A 16,455-nucleotide genomic window follows, 5' to 3' on the forward strand; every position below is an offset into this window, starting at 1 on the left:
GTCACCCTCTGATAACAGAATAGTTGATAAAAAAATCAGCCTTATCTTTGAACCTAAATATAAAAAACTCTGCAGCTTACACCTAAAATTCAAGGAAAACCGCAGAGTTCATTATCAAAAACAGCGTATCTTAGGTTATCTTCTTTTAGATGCCTTGATCGGATTAAGTTTCTGTTTTTTGGTGGATTCAACGGTTTTAACGTGGGTGGCAATGTTGCAGTTGCCGTTTTTCCATTTTAAGGAAGGATCCGGCGCTGCCGTACAATAAGATCCTGTGGAAAATTCACCAACTCTCTGGCATCCCTTGCATTCATCCACGATGGGAAGGCAGTGGCCTTCATTAAAACTACAGCCTTTGGCGGTCATGAATACACATTCATCGCCTTCTCTAACAGTTGTACAAATCATAATACACGTCCTGTTTTATTTATGGGTATAAAATTCAAACCACCTCTAAACAAAGGATTCACTCAGCTTAAGGCGGCATTATTATTATGTTTAACCCGGTACTCCGGGAATATAACCTTGAACAAATATCATAAGGATCATAGGATTGTCAATCACTTGATTCTGCCGATCCTGTTTTTACCGTGAAAGATACCCATTTTTTGCCTGGGAAAAAAACTTGGAGTGATGTATATATGAACATATTACCCATATTTCAATAACCTTTTTAAAATTTAAGAATATATATCATGATTATAGACGATGCCATTGAAGTGTTGAAAATTGAAGCCCAAAGCCTGATTGACCTGACCAAAAAAATTGACCTTTCCTTTGAAACCCTTGTAAATGATATTTGTAATTCCACAGGCCGGGTTATTATTTCCGGTATTGGAAAATCCGGTCTTATCGGCAGAAAAATTGCCGCCACCATGAGCAGTACCGGAACCAATTCCATGTTTCTTCATCCTGTGGAAGCGGTTCACGGGGATCTTGGCATGGTGAGCCAGGCCGATATATTCATCGCCATTTCAAACTCAGGAGAGACCAGTGAGCTCAATCAGCTTCTGCCGGTGATCCGGGATGTGGGGTGCCGGATGGCCGGATTTACGGGGAACCGTAATTCCACCATGGCCGGATTCTGCGACCTTGTGATAGACACAGGGGTTGAAAAAGAAGCCTGCCCCCTGAACATGGCCCCTACCTCTTCGACCACGGCCCAGCTTGCCATGGGAGATGCACTGGCCGTGGCCCTGATCAAAAAAAAGAAATTTCAAAAATCTGATTTTTTCCGGTCTCATCCCGGAGGTGCGCTTGGCCAGCGTCTTTCATGCCGGGTGGAAGAATTGATGCTTTCAACCGAATCTGCCCCCTGTATCAAACCGGGAGCAACCATGACCCAGGCGATTTTCTGCATGGATGAATACCGTCTGGGGGTGGTGCTGGTGGTGGACCGGGAGAATAAATTGATCGGCATCCTCACGGACGGCGACATCCGGCACTGCATTGCAAAAGGGGATCAGGATTTTAAAACAACCACGGTTGATGATTTCATGACCAACGCCCCCCTTTGTTTAGGACCCAAGGCATATCTTTACGATGCCCTTAATATTATGGAAAAGCATGAAATAACCGTATTACCCATTGTCGGACAGGACAATCAGCTTTCAGGTCTTTTACATCTTCACGATATTCTGGGCAAGGGCACCTTTAAGTTCAACGGAGGCAGTCAATGAAAGCGTTTGATTTCAGCACAACCATTCCCGTGCTTGGTGATGCCAGGATAAACTCTCCTTTGATCAAGGACGGCTCTGGCGCAGGATCCAGGTTTATTTTAGAAACCTCGAGAATTACGGTGGATGTCCGGGCGGATCGGATGTGTGCAAGTTTAGATTCCCCTTTGCCCAGTTTTGAACAGGCAGGTCCCAGGAAGAAAATTTATTTTGATCCCAGTAAACTTAAATGTGCGGTGGTGACCTGCGGAGGGCTGTGTCCCGGCCTGAATGATATTATCAGGTCCATTGTTCTGGAATTATATCATATCTATAAGGTCAAAAATATTTTCGGCATTCGCCACGGTCTTCAGGGCTTTATTCCGGAATTCGGCCATGACCTGATGGATTTGGATCCCGCTGCGGTGTCAGGTATTCAGAACACCGGCGGATCCATTCTGGGCTCGTCACGGGGAGACCAAAAAATATCCGAGGTGGTGGATTGCCTTGAACGGATGGGAATCGGCATTCTTTTTATGGTTGGCGGGGACGGCACGCTCATGGCCTCAAAAAAGATCGCGGATGAAATTTTAAACCGAAACCTTAAAATATCTGTTATCGGGATTCCCAAAACCATTGATAATGATATTTTTCTTGTGTCAAGGTCGTTTGGGTTTGATACGGCGGTTGATGTGGCCACTCTGGCCATTCAGGGGGCCCATAATGAAGCGGTGGCCTATCCCAACGGGATCGGGCTTGTTAAACTCATGGGACGTCATTCTGGATTTTTAGCTGCCACGGCAGCCCTGGCCCAGCCCGATGCCAATTTTGTACTCATTCCCGAAGAAGAGATCTTCTTATACGGTAAAAATGGATTTTTACAGGCCTTGGAAAAACGGCTTGCCTTGAGAAAGCATGCGGTCATTGTGGTGGCCGAAGGGGCGGGGCAAAATTTCTTTGATGACAAAGAGGTGGCCTATGATGCCTCGGGCAATGTGGTGCTCAAGGATATCGGTTTTTTTTTAAAGGATAAAATTCTCCAATGGTTTAAATCCAAGGAGATCCCCATTTCATTGAAATATATTGACCCCTCCTATATTATCCGCAGCCTTCCGGCCAATGCCAATGATTCCGTATTTTGCGGTCTTTTGGGGCGGGACGCCGTACACGCCGGCATGGCAGGAAAGACAAATCTCATCATCAGTTATTGGAATAATCATTATGTCCATGTGCCCATGGATGCTTCGGCCGGCAGACGGAAAAAAATGGATCCTCTGGGCAGACTCTGGCAGTCGGTGCTTGAAACAACCGGCCAGAATTCCTTTTTCAATGATTTATTTCCCTGAATTTTCCTTTTTTCACGGTGATTAAAAATAAATTTTTGTGAGGGCTGCCGTTGGTGTCAAAAGATGTTTGACCTGTGACCCCCTCAAATACCTTTCCGCTCTGGAGAAGGTTTTTAAGACTGTTCCTGGAATCTACACTGGGATCTATGGATGCGGTAAAAAGAATTTTAGCCGTATCATAGGCAATGGCTTCAAGAAATCCAGGGTCTTGTTGAAAAATCTCATTGAATTCCCGGTTAAACCTATGGGTCACGGGATTTTGGCTGTCCTTGAAATATCCGTCGCAGATCACAGCGTTTTTATTGTACCCCTTGGTCTGGGTGAGCAGGCTTTGCTGGTGCCACAGGTTGGTCCCAACCAGCACCATGCCCCTGACATCGTGAAAGGCAAGCTGGGGAAGGATCAGGTTGACCCTGGACAGGGCATCAGGAATAAACAGGGCCTGAAAATCAATTTCAATCCGGTCCTTATTGGCCACGGCAGATCCCCGGCTGGAAAGCCGTAATCCTTGGACTGAACTTTGTTTTTCCTGAGTGGTTTTAAGGTGTTCAGGCACAGGGTAATATTCCCCGGTCAGTTTTTGCAAGGGGATGGTAAAATCGGTTTTATTGCCGTCATAGGCTTCTACCCCCACCACCTGGCCGTTGAATTTATCAACTACGTCCCAGAATAATTCAAGGTAGCGTTTGCCATATCTTTCATTGGGGTAGAGAATGGCCACTTTTTTCAGTCCCAGGTTCATGAACAGATACTTACCCAGGGCCTCCACCTGCATTTCAGGGGTGATGAAATTTGAAAAAAGATAATCTCCCTGAAGGGGAAAATCCGTTTTTTGGGTCATGGCCATCAAAGGGATACCCTTTTGCTGAGCCAGGCTGCCCGCTTTTTCTGGCACCAGCAGCGGGCCTACAATGGCCAATACATTTTCTTGGGCCAGTTGTTCAACACATAACGCAGCACGGGCAGGGTCAGATCGGGTATCTTTGACCATCACTTTAAATTCAATTCCATGGGCAGCGCTCAGATCCTGAACCGCAAGCTGAATCCCCTGCAGAGCTTTTTGACCGTATACCTGGTATTTTCCCGACAGGGGCAGAAGGCACCCGATGGTGTCTTTTTTTACCACCTCCTGGTCCATGGCCTTTATAATGTCCCGGGCAGACTCGGCATGGGGGTGATCAATTTCATTTTCCAGAAATGCTTCAAGGGCTTGTCTTGCCTGATCATACTCTTGCTGGTGAAAATACTGATATCCGGTCCAGTATTGGAAAAGGGGCTGGGGAATGGTCAGGTTTTTAATCTCTGAAAATTCTTGGATAATCCGGGGCGGTGCCTGGGCCAGCACCTCTTCTATCTTTTCTATTATTTTTTTCTGGGTGGCCTCTGATGCCCTGCCCTGTTCAACCACTTTGGCCAGGGCCTGATTATAAACCAATAATGCATCTTGATAATTGGCCTGGTCCGCAAAGGTCTGAGCCTGGGTCATGAGAACTGAAATCAGAGGGGGAAGCGGTTTTACCCCTGGCTTCTGGGCACAGCCCCAAAAGGATGCAACAAGGAACATACCCATAAAGAGCATTGATATCTGCCAAACGTATCTATGTTTTTTCATTTGTTTTACCAGTGGTATCCTAAGTACTTTTGTTTATCATATTTTTATCCGGTTCATACCGCGACTTGGGTTGATTTTGTCGGCCAACTATATGTAAATTTGATATTGATGTCAAAAATCTTTTAAGGGTGGGCCGGCTGAATCCGGATTTTAACTTGCAAAATCCGCTTTTCTTTAGAAAAATTTAATACTATACCTGATATGGATGATGCAATTATCCGGTATCCTTAAATTCGGATCCGCATCCATGGCGTATCAGCTCTTGATTATCGCCGACAAGATCAGGATAAATGGTTCAAGATGAAAGGAGAGTTATGAGAGTAGCTATCGTGGGCGCCGGAAACAAGTGCTTGTATCTTATGGGTATTATCGATAAATATCAATTTCAGGTGGTCGCCCCTGTTGTTGTTGCCGTTGCCGATGCCGATAGTCAGGCGCCCGGATTGGTTAAGGCCCGTGAAAAAAATATTTTTATCACCACGGATTACAATGATTTGTTTGCAATGGACAATATTGATCTTATCGTGGAATTAACCTCCAACCTTGACGTATACAACGATATTTTATCCAAGAAAAAAGACCATGTCAGGGCCATTGCCCATACCACTGCCCTGCTCTTTTGGGAAATCGACAACTCTGCCCGGAAACATACCAAAACCCACCAGGAGCTTTCAGAGACACAGGCCATGTACAAGGCCATGATAAACGGCCCCATCCTGGATGACGTGATCGTGATTTCCCTGGATTACAAAATTCTGGACATTAACAAGACCTTTTTAGAAAAGCTGGGTCTGACCCGGGACCAGGCCGTGGGCCGGTATTGCCATGAAATCACCCATCGCAAGTCCATGCCCTGCTCAGGGGAAAAACACCCCTGCCCCCTTGAACAGGTGATAAAGACAGGCAAGCCTTCGGCTGCCACCCATATCCATTTGGGCAAAAACAACAGAAAGCATTTTGTTTCCATATCCTGCTACCCCTTAATTGAAAAGGGAGAATTAAAAGGAGTGATCGAGGTTTCAAAGGATATCACCAAGGAAATTGAGTTTGAGAAAAAAATGATGCAGCAGGAAAAACTGGTCTCCATCGGCCGGCTCAGTGCAGGGGTGGCCCATGAGATAAACAACCCTTTGACCACCATTTTGACCTCTTCCATGCTGCTTCAAGAAGACCTTGAACAAGGAACTTCCATGTATGACGAGCTGAGTATTATCAGCAACGAGGCCCTGCGCTGTCGAAAAATTGTGAAAAGCCTGCTGGATTTTGCCCGTGAAACCAAATCGATTAAACGGCCAGAAGACATGAATGCGGTGATCACAGAAAGCCTGGTCCTGACCCGTAAACAGGCAAAATTTAAAGATATTGATCTGGACATGTCCCTGGCCAGATCCCTGCCTGCTTTGTCCATTGACAAGGATAAAATTCAGCAGACCATTATTAATTTAACCTTAAATGCCATTGAGGCCACACCTCCGGGTGGAAAAATCCGTATTTTTTCAAAGCTGCTTGAAGATAAAAATGCCATTGAGGTTCAGGTCAGCGATACGGGTGAAGGCATTCCAGCCTCAAATCTGGATAAAATTTTTGAACCATTTTTTACGACAAAAAAAAGCGGTACAGGTCTTGGACTTGCCATTACCCACGGCATTATCGAACAGCATGCCGGAAGGATTTTTGCCACAAGCACCCCTGGAAAAGGAACTCAATTTCATATCCGTCTTCCCATTTGCCAGGAAGGAATGGACAAATGAGTTTAGCGTCCATACTTGTGATTGACGATGAAGAGCAGATCTGCCGCAATTGTATCAAAATTTTAGACTCTGCTGAGTATCGGGTTGAATATGCCCTGAATGGATTTGATGCCTTGAAAATGATGGCGTTAACCCCCTTTGACATTGTGATCACCGACCTGAACATGGAGCGTATTGGCGGGATGGAAGTGATTGCCCGGATCAATGAGTCTTTTTCAAAAACCATCGTGATTGTCATGACCGGGTATGCCAGTGTCTCTTCTGCTGTTGAAGTGATGAAGATGGGGGTGTTTGATTATCTGCCCAAGCCGTTTACCCCGTATGAACTTCGGGCAGTGGTTCAGCAGGCCGTTGAAAGAAAGGCACTTCGCCGGCAGCAAAAGGCCTTGTCCGGCCAAAAAGAAAAAAAGATATCACATCAATTGATTGGGGACAGCCCTGGAATCAAAAAGGTGATCAACATGGTCCAGAAGGTGGCCAAGACCGATGCCAATGTCCTGGTTTATGGAGAGAGCGGGACGGGCAAGGAGCTTATCGCCAGGGCCATTCATGCAAACAGCCTGAGAAAGGATCATGTTTTTTTTGCCGTTGACTGCGGTACCCTGACCCAGGAACTGCTCTCTTCGGAACTCTTTGGTCATGTAAAGGGTGCCTTTACCGGGGCGGATCGAGACAAGCCGGGCATTTTTAAACAGGCCCATGGGGGCACGGTTTTTTTAGATGAAATATCCAACAGCTCAAGGGAAATTCAGGCAAGACTGCTGCGGTTTCTTGAGACCCGCACCTTTTTACCGGTTGGGGGCACAACCCCTGAAAAGGTGGATGTCCGCCTGGTCTTTGCAACCAACCAGAAACTTGAAAAAATGGTCAAGGCTGGGGAGTTCCGGGAAGATTTTTATTATCGGATCTATGTATATCCCATTGTGATTCCCAGCCTGAATGACAGGCGGATGGATATTTTGCCCATTGCCTATTATTTTTTAAATCAGTTTTGTCAGAAAATGGGAAAAACGATCACAGGCTTTCATGAAAGATCTGCTGCACGGCTGATCGAGTACCAATGGCCCGGCAATGTCAGACAGCTTAAAAATGTGGTTGAACGGGCGGTCATCCTCTGCGAGACAGATGAGATCATGCTCAAGGACCTGCCCCTGCTCGGTGAAATCAGTGAAATCGATGAAATGATCGAAAGCATTCCCAAAACCAATGAAGACCTTAAAATTTTAAAAAAGAAAATCCGGCAAAAAGCCGTGAGTAAAGTTGAACGAAATTTTTTATTGAACAGTCTTGCCAGAAACGACTGGAATGTCACCCGGGCGGCTCAGGAAACCGGGCTGCAGAGAACCAACTTCCAGGCGTTAATGAGAAAATACAAGATCACCCGCCCCTGAACCCTGGGTTCATTTTTTTATACATACCCTGTATATTTTTTTAATACAGTCTGTGAAAGCACTGCCCGGACTGGGTTTGGCCGTAAAGCCCGGGATTAACCTGTATATAAATTATATACTATTTCAGACGATGGTTTTTGTGGTGTTTGTAATATTTTCTTTTATTACAGACACTTATAATTATTTTTTCGTCTGGCATCATCCCTGCAATTCCCTTTTCCCACAGAAACAAATCATTTGTTAATTTCAGCTTAAGGAGGGAGATTATGGAAAATCAGGTTAAAATCATGGTGGTTGATGATGAAATCGGCATTTGTCAAAATGTGGAAAAAATTTTAACCAAAAACAATTATAGTGTTGTTCACACCCAAAGTGCGGGCCAGGCCCTTGAGATGATGAAAGACGGGTCTTTTTCCCTTTTGATTTCCGACATTGTCATGCCGGAAATGAATGGTCTGGAACTGCTCAGCCAGGTGGCCAAAGAGGTTCCGGATATAAAAACGGTGATGATGACCGGTTATGCCTCTACCAATACAGCTGTCAAAGCCATTCGTCTGGGCGCCCTTGACTATATTCCCAAACCCTTTACCCCGGATGAGCTGAGAACAACCGTGAGCAAGGCCTTGCTCGGCAAGTATGAAGAGATCAGGATTTCCGAAGAAGAAAGGCAGACCATTGAAATCATGGACATCGATATTGATTTTGGCGGTGATGCTGCAGAAAATCTGGTCAAACCTTCCCCTGTTGAAAAGATCGTTGAAGAAAAACTTGAGCAGGTCCAGGAATTTCACTGCGCCGTGGGCGACATGGTCTGTGATGTCATGGAAAAGCTTGGGACCACCTGCAAAACAGGTCTGAATAAAAAGTATTGCCCCAAACTCAAGGCCCGGGCCAAAAAGATGGGTAAAAAGGCCAATGCATTTAATCCCAAAACCATGATCGGCATTGACCAGCCCTTTGACTATGATGAGGTTCTGGCCGTTACAGGCCCTGAATATATCCGGGATCTTGACCGGGACGGGTTTGCCTTTCTGCCCTATGAAGAACTTAAAAAAGTCGATCCCAAGACTGGGCCCCAAAAGGGTTCCCAAAATATCGGCATTGACCAGCCCTTTGATTACGATGAAGTGGCCCAGGTGACCGGGACCGAGTATGTTCAGCATGTGGACCGGGACGGCCATGCCGGCTTAGATTATGAAGCGCTTAAAAAAGTGGACCCAAACCCTGCAGAACAATTTCACTGCGCCGTGGGCGACATGGTCTGTGATGTCATGGAAAAGCTTGGGACCACCTGCAAGACAGGTCTGAATAAAAAGTATTGCCCCAAACTCAAGGCCCGGGCCAAAAAGCTGGGTAAAAAGGCCAATGCATTTAATCCCAAAACCATGATCGGCATTGACCAGCCCTTTGACTATGACGAGGTTCTGGCCGTTACAGGCCCTGAATATATCCGGGATCTTGACCGGGACGGGTTTGCCTTTCTGCCCTATGAAGAACTTAAAAAAGTGGATCCTTTAGGGGGTAAATTAAAAACAGAGGCCAAAAAGATTCTGGTGGTGGATGATGAGGTATCGGTAAACAACAATATCAGAAAGATTCTCGGTAAAACCGGATATGAGATTGACCAGGCCGTTTCCAAGGCTGAGGCCATTGAAAAAATCAATCATCAGCCCTATCGACTTGTACTTCTGGACTTGAGGATGCCCGGGGTAGCAGGACTTGAGCTTTTAGAAGCCATATCTGAGGCCCAGCCCTCAGCCCGGGTGATCATCATCACAGGCTACGCCAGTATTGGAACCGCCATTGAGACCGCCAGGATCGGGGCGGTGGATTACCTGCCCAAACCCTTTACTCCGGATGAACTGCGCCATGTGACCCAAAGGGCTTATACCCTGGCAGCATAAACCCTAAAAAAAACCTCCCCTTGGGCTTTCCAGGGGGAGGCTTTTTGCGTTTTAGCCTGTTTGATCTATTGGACCTAGTTTTGACCTGTTGGGCAAAAAGGTCAGTGTTTTAATCTCTTGATTTTCCAGTCATTTTCCGATCCCTTCTGCGTGGTTGATTCGGAATTTATGCTTTGCTCGATGACCTTGCCAGCATCAGGGACAATCCAATAAAACAGCTGCCTGTAATTTTGTTGAAGGCATTGGAATATTTTTTGATGGTCGGAGAGACCGCCTGGGCACCGATTGAATAGAAAAACAGGGAAAAGGTTGAACACCCCAGCAATGTCAATATGAGTATGATGAATTGAAAATAGGTATTATCATCAGGATTGATAAAGGGAAGAAATAGTGCGGAGAAAAATCCCAGAGCCTTTGGATTTACCATGGATACGCCGATGCCGTGGACGTATCGCATTATGACGCTTTTAGGGGACTTTTCAGGACACTCTTTTGTTTCAGGATCGGATTTTGTTATGAAAATTTTAATTCCAATAAAGCAAAGATAAGCCGCACCCATATATTGTAACCACAAAAACAATTCCTTTGAAGACTCTAGTATCATTCCAAGCCCCGTTATGGCCAATAAAGAAAGCAAAAAAAGTCCCGAGAGTATGCCCAGAAGAGGGCGTTCAAAATTCTGTGTCAGTTGAATGAAAGCTGATATACTCAGCTAAATAAGGAGAACTGACATGACCGAAGAAAACACCGAATTTGATTTTCAAAAAGCCCTTAAAGGCATCCAGGAAGGTAAACCCTTCACAGGTAAGGGCGGCGTCCTTACATCATTAATCAAAAATCTTGCTGAAGCTGCTCTTGAAGGAGAGTTGGAGTCCCATCTCGGGCAGGAAGTTTCTGCCAACCGCCGTAATGGAAAAAGCAAAAAGACCATTAAATCCCTGGATGGTAAATTTGAGCTAAAAACCCCGCGTGACAGGGCCGGAACCTTCTCTCCACAGATCGTCAAAAAACATCAGACAACGCTCAGCGATGAAATTGAAAGAAAGATAATAGCCCTTTACGGCCTGGGCATGAGTTATAATGATATGGCTTCCCATTTACAGGAAATCTATGGACTTGAGATTTCAAATGCCACTCTGAGCACCATTACCGATAAAATCATCCATACCGTCAAAGAATGGCAGGCCAGGCCGTTGGAAAATGTGTACCCAATCGTATGGCTTGATGCCATACATTATAAAGTACGAGAAAACGGAAAGGTCGGCAGCAAAGCCGTTTACACAATTCTTGGGGTGAATATCGAGGGCCGCAAAGAGGTTCTTGGGCTGTACATATCCGAGAATGAGGGTGCGAACTTCTGGCTGCAGGTGTTAACAGACCTTTCAAACCGAGGGGTAAAAGATATCCTGATTGCCTGTGTTGATGGTCTAAAAGGTTTTCCCGAGGCCATTGAGACCATATTCCCGGACACAGAAGTTCAACTCTGCGTAGTCCACCAGATCCGAAATTCATTGAAATACGTTGGTTCCAAAAATAAAAAGGAATTTATGGCAGATCTAAAACGTGTTTATAAAGCGGTCAATAAGGATCTGGCCGAAGAAGAACTGGATATCTTGGAAAATAAATGGAATGACAAATACCCGATTGTGATAAAATCCTGGCGGAACAACTGGGAACGCCTCAGTCATTTCTTTAAATATCCAGAAGAGATTCGACGGATAATATACACCACAAATACCATTGAGGCTGTGCATCGACAGTTTCGAAAACTGACCAAAACAAAGGGATCATTCCCGAACCAGGACAGCCTGTTAAAACTGCTTTACATGGGGATCCAGAACGCCAGTAAAAAATGGACAATGCCGATTCAAAATTGGTCACTGACAATTTCCCAGTTGGCAATTTTCTTTGAAGGCCGGCTGGATAAAGAGCTGGGAATTTGATAGGGATTTATTTACAGATGGAAAAGATGGTTCCAGGAACTCCACTCCAGCAAAAGTCAACTCCTCCGACGTGGCTGATTGAAGGCCCATTCTCGGACCTGACTTTTACTTCCGCTGGCGCTGAGGCAGATCCGGGAACCGAAACCGTGACACAGAATTCTGAACATTCCCAATCAAAGATGCTCATCTTTTGTTTAGATTGCCTTTTTAAAGATTAAATATCATCTGCCAAAAACAAAGATGGGGCATTTCCCAATCAAATCCTCCCTAAGGCGGTTCAAATCAGGCATGCCCCAAATCAGCCGACAAATTGTTGAACCTTATCTTAGTTGATAATCTCTGTATTGATCTCAATATTTGCATTGGCCTTCAAAGACTGAACCCAGGCGGTATAGTATTTTTGCTGTTTCATATACGCCATCTCCTGTCTTACTTTATCCTCATTTTCCATGGCCGCAGCCTCATCAGGCACTTGTTTGTCATTAAACCCAATGATATAAAAATCAGGACCGGCCTTGACCACCTTAGAGTAAACCGCACCTTGTTTGTCCAGTGTAAATGCTGCAGCCACCATCTCCTGGGATCCCGGGATACCCTGGATATACTGGTCTCGAGTGAACAAAGGCGAGGTTTTCAGATCCAGTTTATTTTCCTGGACGATTTTGGCAAAAGAGGCTCCGGACTCAACTTTTTCAAGCAGGGTCTGGGCCAGTTCAGCCGCGGCTTCTTTCTGCTGAATGGCGGTCAGGCTTTCAAGGATCTGAGCATCCACCTCTTCCAAGGGCAGTTGCTTGGGATCTATCTTTTCAACAATCTTTATCAGATAGTATTTATCCCCCATCTGCTTAACTTCACTGATATCATCTGTGGTCAAGGCAAAGGCGGTTTTGGCAAATTCAGACGCATTTTCCATGGCCAGGCCTTGGCCGTCATCCGTAAACGCCTGGGTTTCAATCACCTTTTTCTTGGCAACCAGGGCAACCTGCTCAAAATCATCTCCGTCCACAACAGCATCAAATGCCTCTCCTGCCTTGTAATACGCCAGATTCTGTAATTCCTGTGCCGCAAGTTCCTTAAAAATAGTATTTTTTGCCGTATCAAAGGGTTCCACCAGAACAGGGGTTTTATCCGTTACTTTTATGATGTGGAAGCCAAACTGGGTTCTGACCGGTTTTGAAATCTGGCCTTTTTCCATTGCAAAGGCAGCATCCCCAAAAGGTTTGACCATGCTTTTTTTATCAAAACGTCCCAGATATCCGCCGTCGGATGCGCTAGGTCCTTGGGAAACCGCCTTGGCCAGTTCGGCAAAGTCCCCTCCCTTGGATGCTTTTTCATAGGCGTCATCCGCAAGTTTTCGGGCAGCGGCAACATCTTCTTCACTGGCATCTTGATCCACCTTGATCAGGATATGGCTGGCCTCTACCTGCTCAGGCGTAGTAAACCTGGCCAAGTTCTGCTCGTAATATTCTTTAACCTGCTCGTCTCCTATGCCAGCAGCACTGCCCAGGTGATCATCCGGGGAAAATACAAGATACACGGCTTTTCGTTTGGGCCTGGACTGATACAGATTCAGATTCTCCTTGTACTGGGCCTTGACCTGCGCATCCGTGGGAACAATGTCTGTAAAACTGCCCGGATCCACCTTGATATAATCAATGGCCATCTGGGTATTTTTAAATGTGTACCAGGTTCTGGCTTCAGTATCGGACACCGTAATCCCGGATAGAACCATTTCTCTGAGTTTGGCATTTTTAATGGCTCTGCGCTGAAGCGCCTCAAAGGTTTCCGGAGTCAGGCTGTTCTGGGACAAAACACGCGTGTACATCTCCATGTTAAAGGCCCCGTCTTTTTGAAAAGCCTTGATGGACAGCAGGGCCTCTTCCAGTTCCTGGTCAGAAACCATGATTTTAAGCTTGTCCGCCTCCATATCCATGAGCTTTTGGTCAATCAGACTGTTAACAGCCTGCTGTTTGATATTCAATGCCTTGACCAGGTCATCATTTAATGAGTTTCCGAACCGCTGCCTCATCTGCTGAATCAAATTTTTATAAGCATCCTGAAACTCATTAAAGGTAATGGGCTGGTCATTGACTTTGGCAACTTCGTTTCTCTTGTTGGCGTTCATACTTCCCACACCCAGGAAAACAAAAACAATCACAATGATGCCCAGAAAAATTTTGATAATCCAGTTTCCGGTATTTTCACGCAAGTAACGCAGCATCCATTTCTCCTTAACTCTTTTAGGCTAAAATATTATGATAAAAAATCATACCATAGTATCGTTTCATAACTTATTGTGTCAATATATTATTCTTGGCAAACATCTGTTTTGTTCCAAAAAAAATATTTTTTTTGTTGACACACCCTAGTTGTTTCGATTATACATCTATCACTCTTTTGTGGGGCTGTAGCTCAGCTGGGAGAGCGTACGGCTGGCAGCCGTAAGGTCAGGGGTTCGATCCCCCTTAGCTCCACCACCAAAATACTAAGGCCACTGTTATTACAGTGGCTTTTTTATTTTTAAAGCCTGATTATTTAATCCTGGTACCTGTTGTCCACATTTAGCAGATGAAGGATGAAAATGATCAAGGCATCTTCACCCAGTTATCTTTGCAGGAATCCTTATAATTATTGTTTCAAAAGGAGAATCCCAAAAGATCTCTATTCCCCCCATGCCAAAAAAAATTGAGGTTTTTCCTTGGAACAGGTAATTTATCTGATGCTTCGGACAGGTCCCCAAACCATAAAGCATGCTTACCAATTGGTAATATTCCTGTCATGTTAAGGTTATAATCAACTGGTATAAAGGATCTAATGTTGGAAATTTGCCAACGTGCTCAACTTGCCAGGAGCACAAAATGCCCAACATGTTATCACCCTCCTCCTTTTTAACCGGGCTGTCCAATTTGGATGGCCTGGTTTTATTTTTCTCCCGCCCGGAGATTGCCCGGTGTGTATAAAAGATGAGCGCGAATGCCCTACAATTTAACAGCCGCCTCTTTAAACGACTGGGTGTGATTTTGAGGTTTTGACCTTTCTCTTCTGAATGAATTGTTATTTTACCCTTAAGAACCTGCCCAGAATGACTATAGCAGGTCAGTTTTCTGCCGAAACACGTAAGACATCAGATGTCTTACGTATGATGACTGACACCATATATATTGACATCTGTTATATTCGCGTGCTATGGTCATTTTCAGGATAAGGCAATGCTAAGTATAAGTATTTGAATTTATTAATTTAAGTAAAGAAGGATGCTATGAGAAAGCCATTTTTAAAAAGTTTGATTTTTGTTCTTGGATTGAGTATTGCGTTTTGCGGAACCGCCATTGCTGGTGAAAAGTATAAAATTAAACTGGGTCACACCGGTGCCCCCACCCACCATTACCAGGATATCTGCCTTGAATTTGCCAAAATCGTCAAACAAAAGACAGACGGAAATGTTGAAATCAGCGTTTTTCCGGCCAACCAGCTGGGCAAACAGTTAGAATCTGTGGAAGGCTGCATGTACGGTACCCATGATATGGTTCTGACGTCGGACACGGTGCTGTCCAACTGGGTACCGGATATGGGTATTTTAAACCTTCCTTTTTTATTCAACGACATGTGGGAAGTCCGCAAGGTACTTGACGGCCCTGTGGGTGATAAGCTTGCAAAACAGATGGAGCCTTTTGGAGCAATAGTAATCGGTTGGTGGGACAACGGCATGCGCCATATTACCAACTCAAAACGACCCATTAAAACCCCCGAGGATCTGGACGGGTTAAAAATCCGTGTGCCAGAAGGCGAGGTATTTGTGGATACGTTTAAAACCCTCAACGCCGGTCCCACGGTGATTTCATTCGGAGAACTTTATTCAGCACTTCAGCTGGGTACCGTAGACGGCCAGGAAAATCCGCCGGCCCACATCCTGACCCAAAAATTTTATGAAGTTCAAAAATATGTATCCCGTACCGGACATATCCACCTGTCTTCTCCCCTGGTCATGAACAAAGCGCTGCTGGACGGCATGCCTGCCAAATACCGGGCAGCTATTCTTGAAACAGCTCAGCAAATGGGTCCCGTCCATACCCAGATGGTTGAAGATTTAGAAAAACAGCAATGGATTGATGTTGCGAAAAACGGAATGCAGGTCATTGATGTTGAAAAACAACCCTTCCAGGAAAAAGTTCTGCCTGTCATTGAAAAATACAAGAAAAAATTAAACGCAGAAATCATTGATGAAATCATTAATACCTTGAAAAAATAAATACCAGCCCATCGGTAAGGGCGGCGAGTTGAAATCAAACATAGACAGCAGATTACCAACGGACAACTGATATTGCCGCCCGAACCGATGGATTAACCTTAACCCGCACAGGAAATTTTCAAATGGGGAAAACATTAACAAAGGTATTAGAAAGGCTCAACAACTGGATTCAGACCTTATCCGCTGTGCTCTTGGGCATCATGACGGTACTGGTCCTCACTCAAATTTTTTTCCGGTATGTCCTTGGCAACCCCCTGGGTGAAACCCAGGAGCTATCCATCTATGCCATGGTCTGGGTCATCATGCTGGGGTCTACCATTGCCGTTCGGAACAAGACCCACATTGCCGTGAATTATTTTGTGGAATTATTGCCCGGGGCACTCACCCGCCTGGTTGAAAAGCTTTGCTATATTCTCACCCTGACCTTTTTTGCCATTCTGATGTACCAGGGATGGGCGCTGATGACTCGGGCCATGCTCCAGCGGTCACCGTCAACAGGCCTCCCCGTGGGATATGTTGTAGCATCCATACCATTTTGCGCGGCCATCTCTATTTTTTATATTATAGAATAGATGCTCGCCAAAGAAAAAAACGGCCCGGCCGA

The 16,455-nt window shown here is 45.3% G+C and carries 12 protein-coding genes and 1 tRNA gene; 9 read left to right on the forward strand and 4 right to left on the reverse strand.

What is annotated here, in order from left to right; genetic code table 11:
- Positions 1-135: 135 nt before the first annotated feature.
- The gene (locus tag HUN05_15580) at positions 136-408 is read right to left on the reverse strand and encodes a hypothetical protein (GenBank protein WDP86372.1); all 273 of its coding nucleotides are present in this window, start codon (positions 406-408) and stop codon (positions 136-138) included.
- A 287-nt stretch (positions 409-695) separates the two neighbouring features.
- On the opposite strand from HUN05_15580, the gene HUN05_15585 reads away from it, so the two are divergent.
- Together HUN05_15585 and HUN05_15590 are read left to right on the forward strand one after the other, a co-directional pair.
- Positions 696-1,679 carry a KpsF/GutQ family sugar-phosphate isomerase gene (locus tag HUN05_15585; protein WDP86373.1) on the forward strand — a complete coding sequence of 328 codons (984 nt, stop codon included), beginning with the start codon at positions 696-698 and terminating at the stop codon, positions 1,677-1,679.
- The gene (locus HUN05_15590) at positions 1,676-3,001 is read left to right on the forward strand and encodes an ATP-dependent 6-phosphofructokinase (GenBank protein ID WDP86374.1); all 1,326 of its coding nucleotides are present in this window, start codon (positions 1,676-1,678) and stop codon (positions 2,999-3,001) included. Before HUN05_15585 ends, HUN05_15590 begins: the two co-directional genes overlap by 4 nt.
- On the opposite strand, the gene HUN05_15595 is transcribed toward HUN05_15590, so the two are convergent.
- Positions 2,982-4,613 carry a penicillin-binding protein activator gene (locus HUN05_15595; protein WDP86375.1) on the reverse strand — a complete coding sequence of 544 codons (1,632 nt, stop codon included), beginning with the start codon at positions 4,611-4,613 and terminating at the stop codon, positions 2,982-2,984. The two genes, HUN05_15590 and HUN05_15595, sit on opposite strands and share 20 nt — an antisense overlap.
- Positions 4,614-4,927: 314 nt before the next feature.
- Here HUN05_15595 and HUN05_15600 point away from each other — a divergent pair, with 314 nt between their 5' ends.
- From HUN05_15600 to HUN05_15610, 3 genes are all read left to right on the forward strand, one after another.
- Positions 4,928-6,364 (forward strand): PAS domain-containing protein, encoded by a 1,437-nt coding sequence (locus HUN05_15600; protein WDP86376.1) that lies wholly within the window; start codon positions 4,928-4,930, stop codon positions 6,362-6,364.
- Entirely contained in the window at positions 6,361-7,755 is a 1,395-nt protein-coding gene (locus HUN05_15605) for a sigma-54-dependent Fis family transcriptional regulator (GenBank protein ID WDP86377.1), read from the forward strand. The genes HUN05_15600 and HUN05_15605 overlap by 4 nt, the downstream gene beginning before the upstream one ends.
- A 266-nt stretch (positions 7,756-8,021) precedes the next feature.
- Positions 8,022-9,659: a response regulator gene (locus HUN05_15610; GenBank protein WDP86378.1), complete on the forward strand. Its 1,638-nt coding sequence runs from the start codon at positions 8,022-8,024 to the stop codon at positions 9,657-9,659.
- A 166-nt stretch (positions 9,660-9,825) separates the two neighbouring features.
- Here HUN05_15610 and HUN05_15615 read toward each other — a convergent pair whose 3' ends face one another.
- Positions 9,826-10,296 (reverse strand): LysE family translocator, encoded by a 471-nt coding sequence (locus tag HUN05_15615; protein ID WDP86379.1) that lies wholly within the window; start codon positions 10,294-10,296, stop codon positions 9,826-9,828.
- A gap of 94 nt (positions 10,297-10,390) precedes the next feature.
- Between HUN05_15615 and HUN05_15620 the strand changes: the two genes are divergently transcribed.
- The gene (locus HUN05_15620) at positions 10,391-11,602 is read left to right on the forward strand and encodes an IS256 family transposase (protein WDP86380.1); all 1,212 of its coding nucleotides are present in this window, start codon (positions 10,391-10,393) and stop codon (positions 11,600-11,602) included.
- Between the two features lie 325 nt (positions 11,603-11,927).
- On the opposite strand, the gene HUN05_15625 is transcribed toward HUN05_15620, so the two are convergent.
- Positions 11,928-13,823 carry a SurA N-terminal domain-containing protein gene (locus tag HUN05_15625; GenBank protein ID WDP86381.1) on the reverse strand — a complete coding sequence of 632 codons (1,896 nt, stop codon included), beginning with the start codon at positions 13,821-13,823 and terminating at the stop codon, positions 11,928-11,930.
- 180 nt (positions 13,824-14,003) lie between these two features.
- Between HUN05_15625 and HUN05_15630 the strand changes: the two genes are divergently transcribed.
- From HUN05_15630 to HUN05_15640, 3 genes are all read left to right on the forward strand, one after another.
- A tRNA-Ala gene (locus tag HUN05_15630) sits at positions 14,004-14,079 on the forward strand.
- A gap of 782 nt (positions 14,080-14,861) precedes the next feature.
- Complete coding sequence (locus tag HUN05_15635) at positions 14,862-15,851, forward strand: TRAP transporter substrate-binding protein (protein WDP86382.1); 990 nt, start codon at positions 14,862-14,864, stop codon at positions 15,849-15,851.
- 122 nt (positions 15,852-15,973) lie between these two features.
- Positions 15,974-16,423: a TRAP transporter small permease gene (locus tag HUN05_15640; protein ID WDP86383.1), complete on the forward strand. Its 450-nt coding sequence runs from the start codon at positions 15,974-15,976 to the stop codon at positions 16,421-16,423.
- The last annotated feature ends 32 nt before the right edge of the window (positions 16,424-16,455 follow it).

Origin of the sequence: Desulfobacter sp., assembly GCA_028768545.1 — a bacterium.
In the GTDB taxonomy this organism is placed as follows: Bacteria; Desulfobacterota; Desulfobacteria; order Desulfobacterales; family Desulfobacteraceae; genus Desulfobacter.